22 protein-coding genes are annotated in these 20,400 nt (G+C 55.9%); 14 read left to right on the top strand and 8 right to left on the bottom strand.

Annotated features, from left to right (window positions below):
• Positions 1-121: 121 nt before the first annotated feature.
• A complete protein-coding gene (locus ABLU86_RS22800; protein ID WP_227866244.1) occupies positions 122-736 on the bottom strand; it encodes a hypothetical protein in 615 nt (204 codons plus the stop codon).
• A 159-nt stretch (positions 737-895) separates the two neighbouring features.
• Here ABLU86_RS22800 and ABLU86_RS22805 point away from each other — a divergent pair, with 159 nt between their 5' ends.
• A complete protein-coding gene (locus ABLU86_RS22805) occupies positions 896-1,693 on the top strand; it encodes an MBL fold metallo-hydrolase (protein ID WP_157194916.1) in 798 nt (265 codons plus the stop codon).
• Positions 1,694-1,739: 46 nt separating this feature from the next.
• Here ABLU86_RS22805 and ABLU86_RS22810 read toward each other — a convergent pair whose 3' ends face one another.
• Positions 1,740-2,141 carry a hypothetical protein gene (locus tag ABLU86_RS22810; protein WP_032707813.1) on the bottom strand — a complete coding sequence of 134 codons (402 nt, stop codon included), beginning with the start codon at positions 2,139-2,141 and terminating at the stop codon, positions 1,740-1,742.
• Between the two features lie 361 nt (positions 2,142-2,502).
• Here ABLU86_RS22810 and sufA point away from each other — a divergent pair, with 361 nt between their 5' ends.
• The 7 genes from sufA to ABLU86_RS22845 all read left to right on the top strand — a co-directional run bounded on the left by sufA (position 2,503) and on the right by ABLU86_RS22845 (position 9,111).
• Positions 2,503-2,880: a Fe-S cluster assembly scaffold SufA gene (gene sufA / locus ABLU86_RS22815; protein WP_015367014.1), complete on the top strand. Its 378-nt coding sequence runs from the start codon at positions 2,503-2,505 to the stop codon at positions 2,878-2,880.
• Positions 2,881-2,882: 2 nt separating this feature from the next.
• Positions 2,883-4,370, top strand: coding sequence for a Fe-S cluster assembly protein SufB (sufB, locus tag ABLU86_RS22820; protein ID WP_015705129.1), 1,488 nt, complete (start codon positions 2,883-2,885; stop codon positions 4,368-4,370).
• Between the two features lie 16 nt (positions 4,371-4,386).
• Positions 4,387-5,133: a Fe-S cluster assembly ATPase SufC gene (gene sufC / locus ABLU86_RS22825; RefSeq protein ID WP_015367012.1), complete on the top strand. Its 747-nt coding sequence runs from the start codon at positions 4,387-4,389 to the stop codon at positions 5,131-5,133.
• On the top strand, positions 5,108-6,379 hold the full coding sequence (sufD, locus tag ABLU86_RS22830) for a Fe-S cluster assembly protein SufD (RefSeq protein ID WP_032707814.1): 1,272 nt from the start codon (positions 5,108-5,110) through the stop codon (positions 6,377-6,379). The genes sufC and sufD overlap by 26 nt, the downstream gene beginning before the upstream one ends.
• Positions 6,376-7,596 (top strand): cysteine desulfurase SufS, encoded by a 1,221-nt coding sequence (gene sufS, locus ABLU86_RS22835; RefSeq protein ID WP_047058160.1) that lies wholly within the window; start codon positions 6,376-6,378, stop codon positions 7,594-7,596. Before sufD ends, sufS begins: the two co-directional genes overlap by 4 nt.
• Before the next feature lie 11 nt (positions 7,597-7,607).
• Entirely contained in the window at positions 7,608-8,024 is a 417-nt protein-coding gene (gene sufE / locus ABLU86_RS22840) for a cysteine desulfuration protein SufE (protein WP_348796401.1), read from the top strand.
• A gap of 100 nt (positions 8,025-8,124) precedes the next feature.
• On the top strand, positions 8,125-9,111 hold the full coding sequence (locus tag ABLU86_RS22845; protein ID WP_063443662.1) for a L,D-transpeptidase family protein: 987 nt from the start codon (positions 8,125-8,127) through the stop codon (positions 9,109-9,111).
• A 60-nt stretch (positions 9,112-9,171) separates the two neighbouring features.
• Here ABLU86_RS22845 and ABLU86_RS22850 read toward each other — a convergent pair whose 3' ends face one another.
• Positions 9,172-9,408 (bottom strand): major outer membrane lipoprotein, encoded by a 237-nt coding sequence (locus ABLU86_RS22850; protein WP_002908860.1) that lies wholly within the window; start codon positions 9,406-9,408, stop codon positions 9,172-9,174.
• Positions 9,409-9,720: 312 nt separating this feature from the next.
• Positions 9,721-11,133 carry a pyruvate kinase PykF gene (pykF, locus tag ABLU86_RS22855; RefSeq protein WP_047056319.1) on the bottom strand — a complete coding sequence of 471 codons (1,413 nt, stop codon included), beginning with the start codon at positions 11,131-11,133 and terminating at the stop codon, positions 9,721-9,723.
• A 137-nt stretch (positions 11,134-11,270) separates the two neighbouring features.
• Between pykF and ABLU86_RS22860 the strand changes: the two genes are divergently transcribed.
• Positions 11,271-11,402, top strand: coding sequence for a hypothetical protein (locus ABLU86_RS22860; protein ID WP_162184302.1), 132 nt, complete (start codon positions 11,271-11,273; stop codon positions 11,400-11,402).
• A 235-nt stretch (positions 11,403-11,637) separates the two neighbouring features.
• Positions 11,638-11,850, top strand: a complete 213-nt coding sequence (gene fumD, locus ABLU86_RS22865) for a fumarate hydratase FumD (protein WP_015367006.1) — start codon at positions 11,638-11,640, stop codon at positions 11,848-11,850.
• A gap of 26 nt (positions 11,851-11,876) precedes the next feature.
• Here fumD and ABLU86_RS22870 read toward each other — a convergent pair whose 3' ends face one another.
• Complete coding sequence (locus ABLU86_RS22870; RefSeq protein WP_015367005.1) at positions 11,877-12,515, bottom strand: TetR family transcriptional regulator; 639 nt, start codon at positions 12,513-12,515, stop codon at positions 11,877-11,879.
• A gap of 127 nt (positions 12,516-12,642) precedes the next feature.
• Between ABLU86_RS22870 and ABLU86_RS22875 the strand changes: the two genes are divergently transcribed.
• The 4 genes from ABLU86_RS22875 (at position 12,643) to ABLU86_RS22890 (ending at position 17,543) form a co-directional block, all read left to right on the top strand.
• Entirely contained in the window at positions 12,643-14,493 is a 1,851-nt protein-coding gene (locus tag ABLU86_RS22875) for a sugar phosphate isomerase/epimerase and 4-hydroxyphenylpyruvate domain-containing protein (protein ID WP_226420166.1), read from the top strand.
• A 76-nt stretch (positions 14,494-14,569) separates the two neighbouring features.
• On the top strand, positions 14,570-15,892 hold the full coding sequence (locus ABLU86_RS22880; RefSeq protein WP_015367003.1) for an MFS transporter: 1,323 nt from the start codon (positions 14,570-14,572) through the stop codon (positions 15,890-15,892).
• 15 nt (positions 15,893-15,907) lie between these two features.
• Positions 15,908-16,744, top strand: coding sequence for a shikimate dehydrogenase (locus ABLU86_RS22885; RefSeq protein ID WP_045361247.1), 837 nt, complete (start codon positions 15,908-15,910; stop codon positions 16,742-16,744).
• Between the two features lie 58 nt (positions 16,745-16,802).
• Positions 16,803-17,543, top strand: coding sequence for a substrate-binding domain-containing protein (locus tag ABLU86_RS22890; RefSeq protein ID WP_032707819.1), 741 nt, complete (start codon positions 16,803-16,805; stop codon positions 17,541-17,543).
• Here the strand turns inward: ABLU86_RS22890 and ABLU86_RS22895 are convergent.
• The 3 genes from ABLU86_RS22895 to ABLU86_RS22905 are packed head-to-tail and all read right to left on the bottom strand — an operon-like array spanning position 17,527 to position 20,328.
• Entirely contained in the window at positions 17,527-18,276 is a 750-nt protein-coding gene (locus ABLU86_RS22895) for an ABC transporter ATP-binding protein (protein WP_348796402.1), read from the bottom strand. The genes ABLU86_RS22890 and ABLU86_RS22895 overlap by 17 nt on opposite strands.
• Positions 18,273-19,280 carry an iron ABC transporter permease gene (locus ABLU86_RS22900; RefSeq protein ID WP_213192615.1) on the bottom strand — a complete coding sequence of 336 codons (1,008 nt, stop codon included), beginning with the start codon at positions 19,278-19,280 and terminating at the stop codon, positions 18,273-18,275. Before ABLU86_RS22900 ends, ABLU86_RS22895 begins: the two co-directional genes overlap by 4 nt.
• Positions 19,270-20,328: an ABC transporter substrate-binding protein gene (locus ABLU86_RS22905; protein ID WP_348796403.1), complete on the bottom strand. Its 1,059-nt coding sequence runs from the start codon at positions 20,326-20,328 to the stop codon at positions 19,270-19,272. The genes ABLU86_RS22900 and ABLU86_RS22905 overlap by 11 nt, the downstream gene beginning before the upstream one ends.
• Positions 20,329-20,400: the final 72 nt, after the last annotated feature.

A 20,400-nucleotide genomic window follows, 5' to 3' on the forward strand; every position in this document is an offset into this window, starting at 1 on the left:
TAATCCGACTTTGCATCGGTAAACATTTACAAACGACGCGAATTGTACATGAGTAAACGCTGCCTAAACCAACCCTGCTTTTAAGAATTAACCGATCACATCACAAAACGTGAACGTTCTATTACTCGTCAGCAGCACCGATTGGCACTTTGGCGAAAATCTGCAACCGGGCTTCGGAATTGTAAAATGGAATCAGCAGAAAAGCTAAACCTGCGCCACCGGTTGCATACTGCACTGCCAGGTCGGCGCTGTGGGTGATAAATATTTGATGTCCACCCCAGCTACAGCCTACGCTCATATCCGGCGTACAGTTTTTCCATTTACTCAGTAACTCGCCACTTTTCGTCAGGTATAAGTACTTCGTGTCCGAACCCGATGGCGGCGTCGCGGATTCGGCTAACAAGATGAACGTTTGAGTGCTTACTACTTTCCCTTGCCCGTCTAGCGATGAGGCTTGTAGCGTTGCGGTGGGGTAATTGAAGCGTAATTCAATGCTTGCGGCATTTTTGTCACTGACGTAAAAAACCTGCGTTAAATTATCCGCCCCCCAATATTTTCCGCCGCTGGATTGCAGCGGTTTTATCTTAAATCGGTATACGTTCCGCTTGCGTATATCCTGGCGCTGGGAGTATTCGGCATTGTATTGCGCGCTTTGCGGCGCGTTAACCGAGCAGCCGGTAAATAACCCCATTAATAGTAATGCTGAAAATTTGCGCATTCTTTTCCCGTCCATCATTCATATACTGCTGACGGTCGATTATGCCCGTTATGACAAACGATAAAAAATACAGAACGCTACCAAAGCAGGTAGGTTTTTGCGCTCTGCACAATCTGCCACACCGCTAAAATAAGCTGTGCCATGCTTGTTATCGGATGCTGGAATAGAGAGGAAGAGATGACGATTACGCTATGCAAAGCTTGTGGTACCTCATATGAATTTAGCGAAAACCCTCCGCAACATTGCCCGATATGCGAAGACGAGCGGCAATTTGTTCCGGTGGGCGGCCAGCAGTGGATTGCATTAAATAAGCTCACCGCATCGCACAGCAATAAGTGGCAACAGCATAACAGCGCGCTTTTTAGCATACGCACTATTCCTGGCTTTGCCATTAATCAGCGGGCATTTCTGCTGCGTACGCCGCAGGGCAATATTCTATGGGACTGCATCGCCAACCTCGATGAGGCGACAAAAACGCTGGTTTCCGCGCTGGGTGGGCTGAAAGCCATCGCTATCTCGCATCCGCATTACTACAGTTGTATGCAGGATTGGGCGGCGGAGTTCAAGGCGCCAATCTATCTGCACGGGGATGACCGCCAGTGGGTCATGCGCGACAGCCCGTGGATTACCTTTTGGGAGGGCGATAGCCTGCAACTGACGGCCGATGCCAGTCTGATTCGCCTGGGGGGGCATTTTGCTGGTGGCTGCGTCCTGCACTGGGCGCAGGGCGACGGCCTGCTATTATCCGGCGATATTGTCCAGGTGGCGCCCGGAGCAAACGCCGTTTCTTTCATGTGGAGCTATCCCAATATGCTACCGCTGCCGTCATCAACGGTTACGGATATCATTCATCGCCTTGCTGGCGTGAAATTCAGCCAAATCTACGGCGCGTTCGAGGGGCGGGAGATTCTGAATAACGCCGGGGAGATCGTCTGTCGCAGCGGGGAAAAGTATGTTGCTTGTTTGCGAAAGTAAGATGGGAGTTCGACAACGCCAGCTGCTATCCGTTGTCTCAGGTATTTCAATCCGTAAACGTCAGCCTGATTGAATTTTCAGTCGCAGCAATATAGGCGCTTTTATCGGTGCCTTGCAAAGACCAGCGGGTGCCGAATACCGGATCTTTTTCCTGGCGATAACCTAAAGCGCGTAGGTATTCAGACAAGATGTTTTCGTCCGTATCCCTGGCGTATTCAATCTCGTCTATCTGGGGGGAGGCGCCATCAGCAGCCCTGAAGTGAATCGGCGTGCTGTCATTGATGAGGGGGGCATGTTTAACTTCGCTCGGTGCAATCAGATAGAAGGTGAGCCAGTCCGCGCGCGAGTAATCGGCGCTAGCCGCCATGGCAATCGACGCGGTTTTATATATCCCGCACAACACGACAGCCAAAACCGCGAGCGAACTAAATTTGGTGACCTTCGTCATTAGAGTTCCTTTATGAACGACCTGCTTATCCTGTGATTTTCTGCGGTAGATTAACCCCCTTCATATCCCCAACACTGACGAAAAGTGCCATTTCCGGTCTCTATCGCATAAATCGGTATTTTCGATACATCTTTTCCATTGCCGCTTCGCCTGTGCTCTTATTCTCAATAACTTATTATTTATCAATCTATTAAATATAAGAATTGCTTCCTGATAACCCCTTCACCAGGGTCTATGCTTATAGAAAAGCGCAGAAACGGGCGAAATGGCCGAATACCCCTGCTCCGGCAGGGTTGAAGTGATAATCATTATCACTAACATGAGGGTATGGCCCGATGGCGGCACTCGATGAGGTAGAGCGATGGAACTACAAACAAACACCTTTAATCCTGACGATTTCAACTGGCAGGGGCTAACGATGACCCCCGCTGCGGCGGCCCATATTCGCGATCTGATGCACAAACAGCCGGACAAACAGGGACTGCGCCTGGGGATTAAAACCAGCGGCTGCGCCGGTTTTGGCTACGTGCTTGAAATGATTGCCGAGCCGGCGGACGACGATCTGCTGTTTGAACGCGACGGTGCCAAGCTGTTTGCGCCGCTGCAGGCGATGCCGTTCATTGACGGTACTGAACTGGATTATGTTCGCGAAGGCTTAAATGAAATATTCAAGTTTCATAACCCGAAAGCGCAGCACGAATGCGGCTGCGGCGAAAGCTTCGGGGTTCAGGCGGAGTAACTATGTCTCGAAATACTGAAGCAACTGACGATGTCAAAAGCTGGACCGGCGGCCCGCTCAACTATAAAGAAGGCTTTTTTACCCAGCTACAAACCGATGAGCTGGCCAAAGGCATTAATGAAGAGGTGGTACGCGCGATTTCCGCTCGTCGTAATGAACCGGAGTGGATGCTCGAATTTCGTCTCAACGCCTTTAAGGCCTGGCAGGAGATGGAGGAGCCGCACTGGCTGAAAGCGCATTACGATAAGCTTAATTATCAGGATTACAGCTACTACTCGGCGCCATCCTGCGGCAACTGCGACGAGACCTGCGCCTCGGAGCCCGGCGCGGTGCAACAGACCGGGGCAAACACCTTCCTGACAAATGAAGTCGAGGAAGCCTTTAACCTGCTCGGGGTACCGGTACGCGAAGGCAAAGAAGTCGCGGTGGACGCCATTTTCGACTCGGTATCGGTGGCAACCACCTATCGCGAGAAGCTGGCGGAGCAGGGGATCATCTTCTGCTCCTTTGGCGAAGCGATTCACGATCATCCGGAACTGGTGAAAAAGTATCTCGGTACCGTAGTGCCGGGCAACGACAACTTCTTCGCTGCGCTGAACGCCGCGGTCGCTTCCGATGGCACCTTTATCTACGTGCCGAAAGGTGTGCGCTGTCCGATGGAGCTGTCGACCTATTTCCGCATCAACGCCGAGAAAACCGGTCAGTTTGAACGTACGATTCTGGTCGCCGACGAGGGTAGCTACGTGAGCTATATCGAAGGCTGCTCGGCGCCGGTACGCGACAGCTATCAGCTGCATGCGGCGGTGGTTGAAGTCATCATTCATAAAGATGCGGAAGTGAAGTACTCCACCGTGCAGAACTGGTTCCCCGGCGACAACAATACCGGCGGCATCCTTAATTTCGTCACCAAGCGCGCGCTGTGCGAAGGCGAAAACAGCAAGATGTCGTGGACCCAATCGGAAACCGGCTCGGCCATTACCTGGAAATACCCGAGCTGTATTCTGCGCGGCGATAACTCGATCGGCGAATTCTTCTCGGTGGCGCTGACCAGCGGCCATCAGCAGGCGGATACCGGGACCAAAATGATCCATATCGGCAAGAACACCCGTTCGACCATCATCTCGAAAGGGATCTCCGCCGGACACAGCCAGAATAGCTATCGCGGACTGGTCAAAATTATGCCGACCGCGACGAACGCCCGGAACTTCACCCAGTGCGATTCGATGCTGATCGGCCCGGACTGCGGGGCGCATACCTTCCCGTATGTCGAATGCCGCAATAACAGCGCCCAGCTGGAACACGAAGCCACCACCTCGCGGATTGGTGAAGACCAGCTGTTTTACTGCCTGCAGCGGGGTATTAGCGAAGATGATGCGATCTCAATGATCGTCAATGGATTCTGTAAAGACGTGTTCTCAGAATTGCCGCTGGAGTTCGCCGTCGAAGCGCAAAAATTGCTGGCTATTAGCCTTGAACATAGCGTCGGCTGATAATTAAGGAAAAAAGATGTTAAGTATTAAAGATTTGCAAGTCGCCGTAGAAGACAAAGAGATCCTGCGCGGGCTGAACCTTGAGGTGCGCCCCGGCGAAGTCCACGCGATCATGGGCCCTAACGGCTCAGGGAAAAGTACGCTCTCGGCTACCCTCGCCGGACGGGAGGATTACGAAGTCACCGGCGGCAGCGTCGAGTTTAAGGGCAAAGACCTGCTCGAACTCGCCCCGGAGGATCGCGCCGGGGAGGGCATTTTTATGGCTTTTCAGTATCCGGTGGAAATCCCAGGCGTCAGTAATCAGTTTTTCCTGCAAACCGCGCTCAACGCCGTACGCGCCTATCGCGGCCTGGAGGCGCTGGATCGTTTCGATTTCCAGGATTTAATGGAAGAGAAGATCAAACTGCTGAAGATGCCGGAAGATCTGCTAACTCGTTCGGTGAACGTCGGTTTCTCCGGCGGCGAGAAAAAACGCAACGATATTCTGCAAATGGCGGTGCTTGAGCCCGAGCTGTGTATCCTCGATGAATCGGATTCCGGGCTGGATATTGATGCCCTGAAGATTGTCTCGGAGGGGGTTAACTCACTGCGTGACGGCAAACGCGCCTTTATTATCGTCACCCACTATCAGCGTATCCTTGATTACATCAAACCGGATTATGTCCACGTGCTGTATCAGGGGCGAATCGTCAAGTCGGGCGATTTCACTCTGGTTAAACAACTGGAGGAGCAGGGCTATGGCTGGCTTACCGAACAGCAGTAACGCGCTGCAGCAGTGGCATCATCTGTTTGAAGCACAGGGCGAAGAACGCACGCCGCAGGCCAATCAGCATTTGCAACAGCTGTTGCGCCTGGGGTTGCCGACGCGCAAACATGAAAACTGGAAATACACACCGCTGGACGCGCTGCTTAGCGGCACGTTTGTTGCGACTCCGGCTACACTCAGCGTGGCGCAGCGCGACGCGCTGGCGCTCAACCTCGACGCCTGGCGGATGGTGTTTATTGATGGCCGCTTCAGCCCGGCGCTCAGCGACGATCTCACCGCTAGCGGTTTTGACGTTAGCGTTGATAACCAGCGCCAGCATCTGCCGGATGCGGTACAGCCGGAAGTGTTTCTTCATCTCACCGAAAGTCTGGCGCAGACGGTAACCCGCATCGACGTGAAGCGCAATCAGCGCCCGGAGAAACCGCTGCTGCTGATGCATATTACCAGCGGACTCGCCGGCGACGAGCTTAATACCGCTCACTATCGCCATCATCTGGCGCTGGAGAGCGGGGCGCAGGCGACCATCATCGAACACTATATTAGCCTTGATGAGCAGCGGCATTTCACCGGCGGACGCCTGACCATGGCAGTGGCGGATAACGCCCATCTGCAGCATATCAAGCTGGCGTTTGAAAATGGGCAAAGCTACCACTTCGCCCATAACGATCTGCTGCTTGGCCGCGATGCTTCGGCATTCAGCAGCAGCTTCCTGCTGGGCGGCGCGGTGTTACGACACCATACCAGCACCCGTCTGGCCGGTGAAAACAGCAATCTGCGCATTAACTCGCTGGCGATGCCGGTGAAAAACGAGGTCTGCGACAGCCGTACCTGGCTCGATCACCGCGTTGGCTACTGCAACAGCCGTCAACTACACAAAACCATCGTCAGCGATAAGGGGCGGGCGGTATTTAATGGCCTGATTAACGTCGCGAAACACGCGCTGAAAACCGATGGTCAGATGACCAATAACAATCTGTTGTTGGGAAGGCTGGCGGAAGTCGATACCAAACCGCAGCTGGAAATTTACGCTGACGACGTCAAATGCAGCCACGGCGCCACCGTCGGTCGTATTGATGACGAACAGCTGTTCTATCTGCGCTCGCGCGGCATCGAACAACAGGCGGCGCAGCAGATGATCCTTTACGCCTTCGCCGCCGAACTTACTGAAGCCATTAGCGATGACGCGCTGAAACAACAGGTGTTGGCGCGCATTGGCAAGCGCCTGCCGGGAGGGGATGCATGACATTTTCAGTAGAACGCCTGCGCGCCGATTTCCCGGTGTTGAGCCGCGAGGTTAACGGCCAACCATTGGTTTATCTCGATAGCGCCGCCAGCGCGCAGAAACCGGAAGCGGTGATTAACGCCGAAGCCGAGTTTTATCGCCATGGTTACGCTGCCGTCCATCGTGGTATCCATACCCTGAGCGCCGAAGCGACGTCGCGGATGGAGCAGGTACGCCAGCAGGCGGCAGTTTTCCTTAATGCCCGTTCGCCGGAAGAGCTGGTGTTCGTACGGGGTACCACCGAAGGCATCAATCTGGTAGCCAATAGCTGGGGCGGGGCTAACGTCGGGGCCGGCGATAATATTATCGTCAGCGAAATGGAACACCACGCCAATATCGTGCCGTGGCAGATGCTCTGCGCCCGCGTCGGCGCCGAGCTAAGAGTGATCCCGCTCAACCAGGACGGTACTTTACAACTCGATGTTATTCCCGGTCTATTTGACGACCGCACCCGGCTGCTGGCGATAACCCAGGTGTCGAACGTACTGGGGACAGAAAACCCGCTATCGGCGCTGATCCCGTTGGCGCATCAGCATGGCGCGAAGGTGCTGGTGGATGGCGCGCAGGCGGTGATGCATCACCCAGTGGATGTGCAGGCGCTGGATTGCGATTTTTACGTCTTCTCGGCGCATAAGCTGTACGGGCCGACCGGTATCGGCGTGCTGTACGCCAAAGAATCGTTGCTACAGGAGATGCCGCCGTGGGAAGGCGGTGGGTCGATGATTGCCACCGTCAGCCTGAGGGAGGGCACCACCTGGGCGAAAGCGCCGTGGCGCTTTGAAGCCGGCACGCCGAATACCGGTGGAATTATTGGCCTCGGCGCCGCGTTGGACTACGTCAGCGAGATTGGGCTTGAGCAGATCGGCGAATATGAGCAGACGCTGATGCGCTATGCCTTGCAGGAGCTGAAAAAGGTGCCGGATTTGACGCTTTACGGCCCGCAACATCGTTTGGGCGTCATCGCTTTTAACCTCGGGAAACATCATGCCTACGATGTCGGCAGTTTTCTCGATAACTACGGTATCGCGGTGCGTACCGGACACCATTGCGCGATGCCGCTGATGGCGTTCTATCAGGTTCCGGCGATGTGCCGGGCATCGCTGGCGATGTACAATACGATGGAAGAGGTGGATCGGCTGGTGGCCGGGCTGCAGCGGATCCACAAATTACTGGGTTAAAGGACGCGACTATGGCGGCATTACCAGACAAAGACAAATTGCTGCGCAACTTTTCTCGCTGCGCTAACTGGGAAGAGAAGTATCTCTACATCATTGAACTCGGCCAACGCCTGGCGCCGCTCAGCGCGGAAGAACACATCGCGCAGAATATTATTCAGGGCTGCCAAAGCCAGGTGTGGATCGTGATGGAGCAGGAGTCATCCGGCGTGATTACCCTACGCGGCGATAGCGATGCGGCCATCGTCAAAGGGCTGATTGCGGTAGTATTCATCCTTTATGACCGCATGACCGCGCAGGATATTAGCGAATTCGATGTACGCCCGTGGTTTGAAAAAATGGCGTTGACCCAACATCTTACCCCCTCCCGCTCGCAGGGCCTTGAAGCGATGATCCGCGCAATTCGCGCGAAAGCCACAAATCTTAGCTAGAATAAACAGGTAGATTTCATTCTGTTACGTGCGACGAAGGCGAACGCTTTCGTCGCCGCGCAGATCCTGGCGTTTTATCAGCGAAAGAAGGAATCTCAGTATGAAACGCGCGTCTCTCATCGCAATGACCCTTCTCGCAGCTCTGAGCGCGCAGCACGGCGCCTGGGCTGTCGATTATCCGCTTCCCCCAGCCAACAGCCGTTTGATTGGCCAAAACCAATACTGGACGGTACAGGAAGGGGATCGCAACCTGCAGGCTATCGCCCGCCATTTCGACACGGCGGCGATGCTGATTCTTGAAGCCAACGATACGATTGCGCCGGTGCAGCCGAAGCCGGGCACACGGGTCTTAATCCCATCGCAGATGCTGCTGCCGGATGTCCCGCGTGAAGGCATTGTCGTCAACCTGGCCGAGCTGCGGCTGTACTATTTCCCGCCGGGGCAAAATCAGGTGCAGGTTTATCCGCTCGGCATTGGCCAGTTGGGGCTGGAAACGCCGGAGATGACCACCCGCGTCGGGCAGAAAATCCCTAACCCGACCTGGACGCCGACTGCCGGTATTCGCGCGCGCTCGCTGGAGAAGGGCATTAAGCTGCCGCCAGTGATCCCCGCCGGGCCCAATAACCCATTAGGCCGCTACGCGCTGCGACTGGCCTACGGTAACGGCGAGTATCTGATCCACGGCACTAATGCGCCTGATAGCGTCGGGCTACGGGTGAGTTCCGGCTGTATGCGAATGAACGCTGACGACATCAAGGCGCTGTTCAGCCAGGTGCGCACCGGCACGCCGGTACGGATTATCAATCAGCCGGTGAAGTTCGCGGTAGAACCCGATGGTAAACGCTATGTAGAGGTCCACAGGCCGCTTTCGCAAACTGAAGGGGAAAATACCCGGACAATCTCTTACACGCTTCCTGCCGCGTTTCACGCCTTTTCTGACGATAAAGCGGTGGATGACCTGCAGCTGAAAAAAGCGCTGTCGCGAAGAGCGGGCTATCCGGTGGTGGTTTCTGAAGGGGCGGGCAGCGCGACGACCGAGCTGTCGGCACAGAACAGCCAGCAGAATGACACTAAACTGACGCAGTAGGGTAAAACAACAGGCAAAAAAAATGGCGCACAATGTGCGCCATTTTTATTACCAGAACTCTTACTTACGGTAAGAGTGAGCCTGGTTGTCCAGACGCTGGTTAGCGCGAGCTGCGTCGTCTTTAGCAGCCTGAACGTCAGAACGCATTGCGTTCACGTCGTTGCTCAGCTGGTCAACTTTAGCGTTCAGAGTCTGAACGTCAGAAGACAGCTGATCGATTTTAGCATTGCTGGAGCAACCAGCCAGCAGAGTAGAACCCAGGATTACCGCGCCCAGTACCAGTTTAGTACGATTCATTATTAATACCCTCTAGATTGAGTTAATCTCCATGTAGCGTTACAAGTATTACACAAACTTTTTTGGGATGAGAATATTTTTTTTACCCGAATGCACTTATTTTTGATCGTTCGCTCAAAGAAGCATCGAATTCGTAGATCTAGTTTAAAAAGCGCTGTGAAAACAGAAGGCTTCCATCGGATTCATCTTAGATAATCTCTTATTAAATAGTAAAATCCGATTTGCATTTTTATTAAGAACAGCTAGTGAATGAATAAAAAAAAGCGCCCCGACTGGAGCGCTTTAAAAAAAGATAAAATAACCTGTAAATTATTACAGCACGTGCACGGAGGCTGTGTTAGTGGTGCCGCTTGGAACCAGCGCGCCGGAAACCATCACAACCACGTCGCCTTTACGCGCCAGGCCGCTCTGCAGCGCCAGCTCTTTACCCAGGTGGTAGAAATCATCAGTAGAGGCGATCTCTTTCACCAGCTGCGGTACTACACCTTTGCTCAGGACTAACTGACGGGCGGTGGTTTCGTTGGTGGTCAACGCAAGGATAGTGGCGTCCGGGAAGTATTTACGCACGGCGCGTGCGGATTTACCGCCCTGGGTGGCGACGACAATCAGCGGCGCTTCCAGTTTCTCAGCGGTTTCAACTGCGCCGCGGCAAACCGCTTCGGTGATGCGCAGTTTACGGTTGTCGTTGTTGTAATCCAGACGGCTGGTCATCACGCGGTCGGTACGCTCGCAGATGGTCGCCATAATGGTAACGGCTTCCAGCGGGTATTTACCTTTCGCGGATTCGCCGGACAGCATAACGGCATCGGTGCCGTCGAGGATGGCGTTAGCGACGTCGCCTGCTTCAGCGCGGGTCGGACGTGGGTTTTTGATCATGGAATCCAGCATCTGGGTCGCGGTGATAACGACTTTGCGCGCGCGGATACATTTTTCGATGATCATCTTCTGCGCGAAGATAACTTCTTCTACCGGGATTTCAACGCCCATATCACCACGAGCAACCATGATGCCGTCAGACGCTTCGAGGATTTCGTCGAAGTTGTTCAGGCCTTCCTGGTTTTCGATTTTGGAGATGATCTGGATGTTTTCGCCGCCGTGCGCCTTCAGGTGCTCGCGGATTTCAACCACGTCAGAACGCTTACGGATAAAGGAAGCGGCTACGAAATCAACGCCTTGCTCACAACCGAAGATCAGGTCCTGCTTGTCTTTTTCAGCCAGCGCCGGCAGAGCGATAGAAACGCCCGGCAGGTTAACGCCTTTGTTCTCGCCGAGGTCGCCGTTGTTCAGCACTTTACAGATAACTTTGTTACCTTCGATTGCGGTCACTTCCATACCGATCAGACCATCGTCGACCAGTACGGTGTTGCCGACGCTCAGGTCGGTGGTGAAGCCTTCGTAGGTCACCGCAACGATTTCATTGTTGCCGATTACGGATTTATCAGTGGTGAAGGTAAAGGTCTGGCCCGCTTTCAGGGAGACGTCGTTGCCGCCTTCCAGCTTGATGGTGCGGATTTCCGGCCCTTTGGTGTCCAGCAGGATTGCGGCTTTCTTACCGGTTTTGTTCATCACATTGCGCAGGTTCTGGATGCGCTGACCGTGTTCCGCATAGTCGCCGTGAGAGAAGTTCAGACGCATGACGTTCATGCCCGCGTCCAGCATTTTGGTCAACATCTCTTCGGATTCGGTTTTCGGACCGATGGTGCAAACAATTTTGGTCTTTTTCATGACAGTCTTAGTCTTTAAGTTGTGAAGGATATGGAAATCTCGCTCCGGGGGCGCACTGCCGCGGAGTCAAACCTGTGTTACGAAAGTTGCAATGCCACGCTCTAAGGATAGGTGACAACAAAAGAGCGTGCAGAAGAATGTGTGCTGGCGGTTCAGCCCAGGAAAAGTGGCAATGTTTTGTACGTTTTTTTGTGCAGTCCAATGCGCTGAAACCATTCAAGAAAGAATCGAGGCGCATTATACGCTGCCGAAACGAAAAAGGAAAATAAAAACGGCGTTTCATTTTTAGTGTGATTAATGTAACAAAATTCACACGATTCGCTCGCGAAGCTGCAACACACTTTTGCCGCAGCGGATCAGATTAAACGGCGTTTTATGATATTTACAAACCTATTAAAGGCAGTAAAACGCTTCATTGAGTGGAAAAAAATAGCGCAGTTTGCTTTATTATAAAATCGTATCAATAATGAATTGATTGATAATGATAATTTACGAGTCTTAATAATGGGAAATAAAGCGAAAGACGACGAACTCTATCAGGAAATGTGCCGCGTAGTGGGTAAGGTGGTATTGGAAATGCGCGATCTTGGTCAGGAGCCGAAACATATTGTTATTGCCGGTGTCGTACGCACCGCGCTGGCAAATAGCAAAATTGAACGTTCAGCGCTCACCCGCGAGGCGATGGAAAGGGTGATTCACGCGTTGTCGGGGCACTAAACCCCGCGCCCCGACATAAGTAATGCTTAAGAGATAACGAACCGAATCACCGCTTTTACCGCAATCTCGCAGTGGTGTGAAACCATTGCTTCGTCGTCGATTTCAGGCAGCGGATCGTCGAGATACAGGCTGCTAAAAGTATAAAAATTCGATACCTGATAGAAGCTAAAACTACTGATCAGCCGATGCACGTCGCGCGCCTGCAGACCGGCCTGGAAAATCCCCTGTTGCTGGCCGCGTTGCAGAATATCTTCGATAATCGACAGCGCGGTACGGTTCAGCGGTTTCAGCTCCCCGGAACCCTTCAACCACTTGCCGCGCTGCATGTTTTCCATACAGATAACTCGCATGTAGTCGGCGTGAGTGGCGTGATAGCGCACGCTCCATTTCACCAATTGCACCAGCGCCTCGACCGGCGGCAGGTGCTCCAGCCCCAGCTGTTGTTCCGTTTCACGGATCCGCGCATACACATGTTGCAGTACCGCCTGGTACAGCTGCTCTTTGCTCTTGAAGTAGTAGACCACCATGCGCTTGGTGGTTTGCGCCTCGATGGCTATCTGCTCCATACGCGCGCCGGGGAGGCCATATTCGGCAAACACGGTGATGGCGGCGGCAAAGATGCGCTCTTTCAGGGATTGTGCTTCATCATGAGCAACGAGGGACATAACGACTCCTTTTTCTATGGAGACAAAAAATACACATAATGATCACAATTTAGCAACCAAATCTGGCGCCTGTGAACCAAATGATACATAGTCAGTGCTCATGTCGAATGATGACCCGAGGACTCTTATGTTGCGTTCCATCGCTACCGTCTCGATATCCGGAACTTTACCCGAAAAGCTGCACGCTATCGCCGCGGCCGGTTATCAGGGCGTTGAAATCTTTGAAAACGATCTGCTCTATTATACGGGCACGCCGCGCGATATTCGCAACCTTGCCGCTGAATTAGGGCTAAAAATCACCCTTTTTCAACCCTTTCGCGATTTCGAGGGCGCCAGCCGCGCGCAGTTTGCCGCTAACCTGCAGCGGGCGAAGCGGAAATTCGCCCTGATGCATGAACTGGGTTGCGACACCATGCTGCTCTGTAGCAACGTCCAGCCGGACTGTTCGGCCGATATCGAACTGCAGGTCGCCGACCTGCGCGCGCTGGCCGATCTCGCCGAGCAGGAGGGGGTTGTCATTGGCTACGAAGCGCTGGCGTGGGGTACTCACGTTAACCGCTGGCGTCAGGCATGGGAACGGGTGCTGCGGGTTAACAGCCCGGCGATGGGCATCGTTCTTGATAGTTTCCATATTCTGTCGCTCGGTGATGATCTACAAGGCCTTGCCGAGGTGCCGGTTGAGAAAATCACCTTCCTGCAGTTGGCCGACGCGCCGTTGATGAAGATGGATGTCCTCGAATGGAGCCGTCATTTCCGCTGCTTCCCGGGCCAGGGGCAACTGCCGCTGGTGGATTTCGCCTGTGAACTGACGCGCTGCGGCTATCGCGGACCCTGGTCGCTGGAGATTTTCAATGACGGCTTTCGCGCCTCACCCACGGGTGCCACGGCAAAAGATGGCTACCGTTCATTGCTGTGGCTCGAAGAGCAGACCCGTCGGCAGCTTGCGGATAGCGACGCGGCGTTATTTTCGCCACCTGCGCTACCGCACTATGACGGTCTGGAGTTTATTGAGTTCGCCGCCAGTCCGGCGGAGTCTGTCGCGCTTGGCCAGCGCCTGGCGCAGTTGGGTTTTAAGCTTCAGGGCAAGCATCGTTCCAAGCAGGTTGCGCTCTGGCGTAATGGCGAGGCGCGGGTGATTGTTAACGCGCAGCCGCACAGCTGGGCCGACCATTTTCATCAGCGCCACGGCATCTCGTTGTGCGCAATGGCGCTGCGGGTGAGCCACAGCGCACCGGTTGTGGAGCGCGCCCGCGCCTACGGTTATGCCACCTGGCAGGGGGATGCCGGTCCTAATGAGAGTTCGATCCCGGCGGTTTGCGCCCCGGATGGCAGCCTGATCTACCTGGTTGAAACCGGTGACGACATCTACGCCCGCGATTTTCATTTGCAGGCAGACGCGCCGCGCGACGACTACTGCGGTATTGACCATCTGGCGTTAGGCATGGAGGCCGATAGCCGCGACAACTGGATTATCTTTTTCCGTACGGTTTTCGGCTTCAGTCTCGAACACGAACAGACGTTGCCCGACCCATACGGCCTGGTGCGCAGCCTGGCGGTTCATAGCCCGCAGGGCGATATCCGTCTGGCGCTGAATATTTCGCAAAGTCGAGCCACGCAGATAGCGCGTTCGGTCGCCTGTTATCAGGGTGCCGGGCTACAGCACGCCGCTTTTGCCTGTCGCGATTTACCCGCAACGCTCGAAAATCTGCCGCAGGCCGCGCTGAACGCGCTACCGATCCCGGCGAATTACTATGAGGATCTGCTGGCGCGCTTCGGTGGAGAGTCGCAGGTAGAGACGCTGCGATGCCTGCAAATTCTCTACGACCGTGATACCCGCGGCGGCGAATTCCTCCACCTTTATACCCGTCCATTCGCGGCGGGGCGTTTCTTCTTCGAATTGACCGAACGGCGCGACGGTTACGCCCAGTACGGCGCGGTAAATGCCGCCGTCCGCCTTTCGGCGATGCAGTACAGTTAAACGTAGCAAATGGTTCACAACACAACATCGCAAACACAATAACAACATTCATCTGTACTCAAGACAGGAAACGACTATGAACTCTTATAGCCATAACCAGGCGACGGCGGCGGATACCGCGACCACCGCGCCTCGCTCCCGGCGGCGTATCGGGATCCTGGCGCTGCTGGCCGTCGGCACGATGATTAACTATCTCGACCGCACGGTGCTCGGTATTGCCGCGCCGAAACTGACCGCCGAGCTCGGCATTGATGCCGCCATTATGGGAATTGTCTTTTCGGCCTTTGCCTGGACCTACGCGCTGGCGCAAATCCCCGGCGGTATTTTCCTCGATCGTTTCGGCAATAAGGTGACCTATTTCCTCTCATTGGCGCTGTGGTCGCTGTTCACCTTATTTCACGGTATGGCGATTGGCTTAAAAACGCTGTTGCTGTGTCGCTTCGGGCTTGGCGTCAGTGAAGCGCCCTGTTTTCCGGTGAACAGCAGGGTAGTGAGTACCTGGTTTCCACAGCAGGAGCGCGCGAAGGCCACGGCGGTCTACACCGTCGGTGAATATCTCGGGCTGGCCTGTTTCTCGCCGCTGCTGTTCTGGATTATGGGCAGCTTCGGCTGGCGCGCGCTGTTTATCAGCGTCGGGGTTGTTGGCATCCTGTTCGCGCTGGTCTGGTGGCGTTGCTACCGCGAACCCCATCAGGACAGCCGCCTGAGCGACAGTGAACGCGAACATATTCTTCGCGGCGGCGGACTGGCTAGCGCGCAGCAGCAGCAAAACGCTTTTAGCTGGCCGCTGGTGCGCCAGCTGTTGGCAAAACGACAGGTGATTGGCGCCAGCGTCGGTCAATTCGCCGGTAATACCGTGCTGGTCTTCTTTCTGACCTGGTTTCCAACGTACCTGGCGACCGAGCGCCACATGGCGTGGTTGAAAGTAGGCTTCTTCGCCATCTTGCCGTTTCTCGCCGCGGCGGGTGGCGTGCTGTTTGGCGGCTGGCTCTCCGACAAGCTGCTGAAAGCCACCGGTTCGGCCAATCTGGCGCGTAAGCTGCCTATCGTCGTCGGGCTGATGATGGCCAGCAGCATTATTTCCGCCAACTGGCTGCCGAGCGACCTGGCGGTGATCCTGATGATGTCATTTGCCTTCTTTGGCCAGGGAATGGTCGGCCTAGGCTGGACATTAATTTCCGATATCGCGCCGCAGGGGATGGGCGGGATAACCGCCGGCATCTTTAATTTCTGCACCAATCTGGCGGGGATCCTCACGCCGCTGATTATCGGTTTTATCGTTGCCGCTTCCGGTAGTTTTTTCTACGCGCTGGTCTATATCGGCGGCGCGGCGCTGCTTGGCGTAGTGGCCTATCTGTTTATCCTTGGCGATGTCAAACGCATCGAACTTTCGCAGTAACAACAGGAGTAGGGCATGATCATTAGTGGTCATACGCGGCTGATAGCGCATCTTGGTTATCCGACCGCCAGTTTTAAAGCGCCGATGATTTATAACCCATGGCTGGCCCATTGCGAGGCGGACGTCAAAGTGGTGCCGATGGGGGTGAAGCCGGAGGATTACGCGGCGCTGGTGCCAGCGCTGTTTTCCATGACTAACATCGTCGGCGCGCTGGTCACCATGCCGCATAAAATGGCGACCTGCGGGCTGGTAGACCAACTGAGCCCGACGGCGGCAATCGCCGGCGCCTGCAATGCCATCCGCCGCGAAGCCGACGGCAGCCTGCGCGGCGATATGTTCGATGGCGAAGGCTTTGTGCTGGGGATTAAGCGCAAGGGCTTTCAACCACAAGGGGCGCGGGCGCAGGTGTTCGGTTGCGGCGGCGTCGGCTCGGCGATTGCCGCATCGCTGGCGGCCGCAGGGGTTAGTACCTTGACGCTGTTCGATACCTCTTTATCCGCCGCCGAGGCGCTGGCGCAGCGGCTGCATCAGCACTATCCGCGTCTGGAGATCGTTCTGATGCAGCGCGATCCCGCCGCGCAGGATCTGGTGGTCAACGCCACGCCGCTAGGCATGAAAGCGGATGATCCGCTACCGCTGGACGTTTCTCGCCTGTCGCCGCGCACCTGGGTCGGCGAGGTGGTGATGAGCGTTGAATATACTCCGCTACTGCGGGAGGCGCAGGCGCTGGGGTGTCCGATTCAGCGCGGTACCGATATGCTGTTCGAAATGATTCCGGCCTATCTCGAGTTCTTCCAACTGCCGGTGGCGACGCCGGAACAGCTGCGCGAACGGGCGGAAATTCGCTACTGAATCAACAAAAAAGGCGTTATCCTGGCGCTATATTTTCATCTTTATAGCGATTCGTGTGATGACCCCTTCATTGACGCTGCTGGCGGCGGGAAGCCTGAAAAGCGCTTTCCTCCCGCTGCTGGCGCGATTTCAGCAGCTTAGCGGCATTCAGGTCGAGGCGCAGTTCGGCCCGGCCGGCCTGCTGCGCGAACGCATTGAAGGCGGCGAACGCTGCTCGCTGTTCGCCTGTGCGAATACCGAACACCCTCAGGCGCTGCTGCAAGCCGGGCTTGCGATAAAATGCTGTTCGTTTGCCGCTAACCGACTGATGCTGACCGTGCGCCGCACGCCTGATACCGATCGCGCTGACTGGCTGGCGTTACTGCACGATTCTCGGCTGCGGCTGGCGACCTCGACGCCGGGCTGCGATCCTTCCGGTGATTACACCTGGCAGCTTTTTGCCCGTCTTGAGGCCAGCTATCCGGGCCTCGGACGGACGTTGATGGCCCGGGCGCAACAGCTGGTCGGCGGTCGGGCGTCGCTCACTGTACCGTCGGGCGCTACCGCAGGGGCATGGCTAATTGGCGAAGACTTTGCCGATCTGTTTATCGGCTACGCCCACTATGCGGTTCAGATGACGGAGAGCGCGCAGTTTCGCACGTTACTCATTCCCGAGCCGTGGAATATTCGCTGCGAATATCAGCTGGCAGAAATTGAGGAGAGCGCCGCCGCGCGGCAGCTACGGCGCTTTATTACCGCTGAGGAAGGGCAGAATTTTCTGCGCGCGGCAGGTTTTTTGGCCGTTAACGATGGATCGTAAATTGAGGCGCCAGTAACGGCACCTCGCTACCGGGATGATCGATTTTGTGGACCGGCAGCCCGTAGGCGCGCCGCAGGTTTGTCTCGCTGAGCACCGCGAACGACTCTCCCGCCAGCCATTCGCCGCCGGGTAACAGCAGCAGGGTATGGCTGGCGACCTGCAGCGCGTGAGTCGGATCATGGGTGGTGAACATCACGGTGCGTTTCTGCCGATGAGCAAGGTCGCTAATCAGCTGTAACACAATCTGTTGATTGGACAGATCCAGCGCTGAGCAGGGTTCGTCTAACAGGATATTCTGACTCTCACTGACCAGCGCGCGGGCAATGAGCGCCAACTGCTGCTGTCCGCCGGACAGGGCGCGAAAAAGCCGATTGGCCAGCGCGGCGATCCCCAACTGCGCCAGCGCCTGTTGAACCTCCCGTTCATCTTCCGGCCCCGGCTGCGCGAACAGATCGACGTGGCGGGCGCGCCCCATCAGTACTACATCGCGTACCTGCCAGCCGAATGCCGGACGAAACGACTGCGGCACGATGGCGATGCCGCCTTCTACGCTAAACTTTCCGCCGAGCGGCGGCAGAACGCCGGTCAGGGTATCCAGTAGCGTGCTTTTGCCGCGACCATTGGCGCCCAGTATCGCCCAGATTTGCCCGTGACGGCACTGCATTGATAGTGGGGAGAAGAGCGGCTGACGATGGCCATAGCGCAGGGTGTCCAGTGATAATGAAATGTTCATTGGGCCACTCCGCGGCGTTGGGACCGAATGAGTAAAAGGGTAAACAGCGGCGCGCCGAGCAGGGCGGTAATAATGCCAATCGGAATCTCCGCCTGGGTTAAGGTGCGCGCCAGGTCGTCCACCACCACCATAAACGCGCCGCCGAGCCAGAATGCCGTTGGCAGCAGTCGGCGGTGATCGGCACCAACCAGCAGGCGCGCCAGATGCGGAATCACCAGCCCAACCCAGGCGATGCTGCCGCTGACCGCGACCTGGGCGGCGACCAGCACCGCGCAGCAAACCAACACTCCGCGGCGCAATGTGGTCACCGAAACGCCAAGACCGCGCGCATCTTTATCATCCAGCGCCAGCAGGTTGATACGCCAGCGCAGCTTTAGCAGGATAGCGGCGGCGACGGCGACCGGCAGCGCCATGGACAGCACTTTATGCCAGTTAGCGGTGGCAAAGCTGCCGAGCAGCCAGAAAACGATATTCGGCAGGGTTTCTTCCGTGTCGGCAAGGTACTGCATCAGGCTGACCAGCGCGGCAAAGAAACCGCTGAGAATAATGCCGGAAAGGATCAGCGCTAGCGTGTTTTCACGCCCTTGCAGCCTGGCAATCAGATAAACCAACGCCAGCGCGGCGAGGCCGAAGAAGAAGGTACACCCCATCATCGATATGATGTCAAAACCCAGCAGGATCGCCAGCGTGCCGCCGAAGGCGGAGCCGGAGGTCACGCCGATGATATGCGGGTCGACCAGCGGGTTGTGGAATACGCCTTGTAAAGTCGCGCCGCATAGCCCCAGCGAGCCGCCGGCCAGCAGCGCCATCGCTACCCTGGGAAGTCTGACTGACCAGACTATCTGCCCGGCGATGCCGCTATCGGGCGCGCCATGCGTAAGCTCATGAAAGACCTCATTCAGGCTGAGGTGGTACTGCCCCAGGCATAGCGAAGCGATAGCGATAAACAACGTCGCCGCCGTTAGCCCGCCGTGCAGCAGGGCCCAGTGAAGGTTACTGCGCATTCGGCGTCCATTTCACGCGGTAGAAGCGTTGATAGTAATCCTGCGCTTTCGCATCGACATCGACGTTCCGGTAGCGGGAAGGATAGAGCTTTTTCGCCATCCACAGTTCGCCTATCGCCAGCGCTTCCGGCATTGGGTAGCCCCAGGCCTTGGCGTATTCCGGCATCAGCCATACCCGGTGGTTTTTCACCGCGTCTATCGCTTGCCATTGCGGGTCGTTTTCAATCTGTTTGACCACCTGCGGATAGCGGTCCTGGACGAAGATCACCTCAGGGTTCCACTGCAGAACCTGTTCCAGCGAGACCTGACGGGCACCCTTAACCGTCGCGGCCGCAACGTTCAGCGCCCCGGCATGCTTCATCATCAGACCGGTATATTTGCCGGAGCCGTAAGTGTTGAGATCTGGATTGGCCATGTACACGCGCACCCGCTGGCTGTCAGGGATACCGGCGACCGGAGCGTTAGCTTCTGCCCGCGCCGCAAAGGTGTAATCAATCAGCGCTTCGGCCTGGTTTTGGCGTTCGACGACTTCGCCAATCAGGCGGATCCCCTGTTTAAGCCCGTCGTTATAGGCCTGCTCTTCATTGGCCATTGTCGGGTTCATTTTGTTTTTCTCGCCCGCCGCGTCCTGACGCAGGGATATCGCGACGACCGGAACCCCGGCGTTTTGGATCTGCTGGATCATCGCCTGCGGCGCGTAATTGGCGACGAACACCACCTGCGGATGCAGCGCCAGCAGGCTTTCGATATTGACCTGAGTTAAATCGCCCGGCGTCGGCAGATTTTCAATAGCGGGCATAAAGCGGACAAACTGCGGCCCGAGCTGTTTTTTCCAGCTGCTTAACACGCCGACGATATCGTCGCCGGCATTCAACTGGACCAGGAGATTTAGCGTCTGGTGCTGCAGGACGACCGCGCGGGTGATGTGGTCCGGCAGCGTAACCTGGCGGCCCAGTTGGTCGGTGACGGTGCGGTCGGCAAAGGCCTGGCTGGTGAACAGGCTGGCGCTGAACAACGTTAGCGCCAAAAGTAAACGGTGTGGTGTCATGGATTAACCCGATTGGATAAGAATAAGCGATATATATTAAATTATATAACGATACCGGGAACAAAGCATCCA

Origin of the sequence: Klebsiella sp. JN_Kp121 (assembly GCF_040062145.1) — a bacterium.
In the GTDB taxonomy this organism is placed as follows: domain Bacteria; phylum Pseudomonadota; class Gammaproteobacteria; order Enterobacterales; family Enterobacteriaceae; genus Klebsiella; species Klebsiella aerogenes.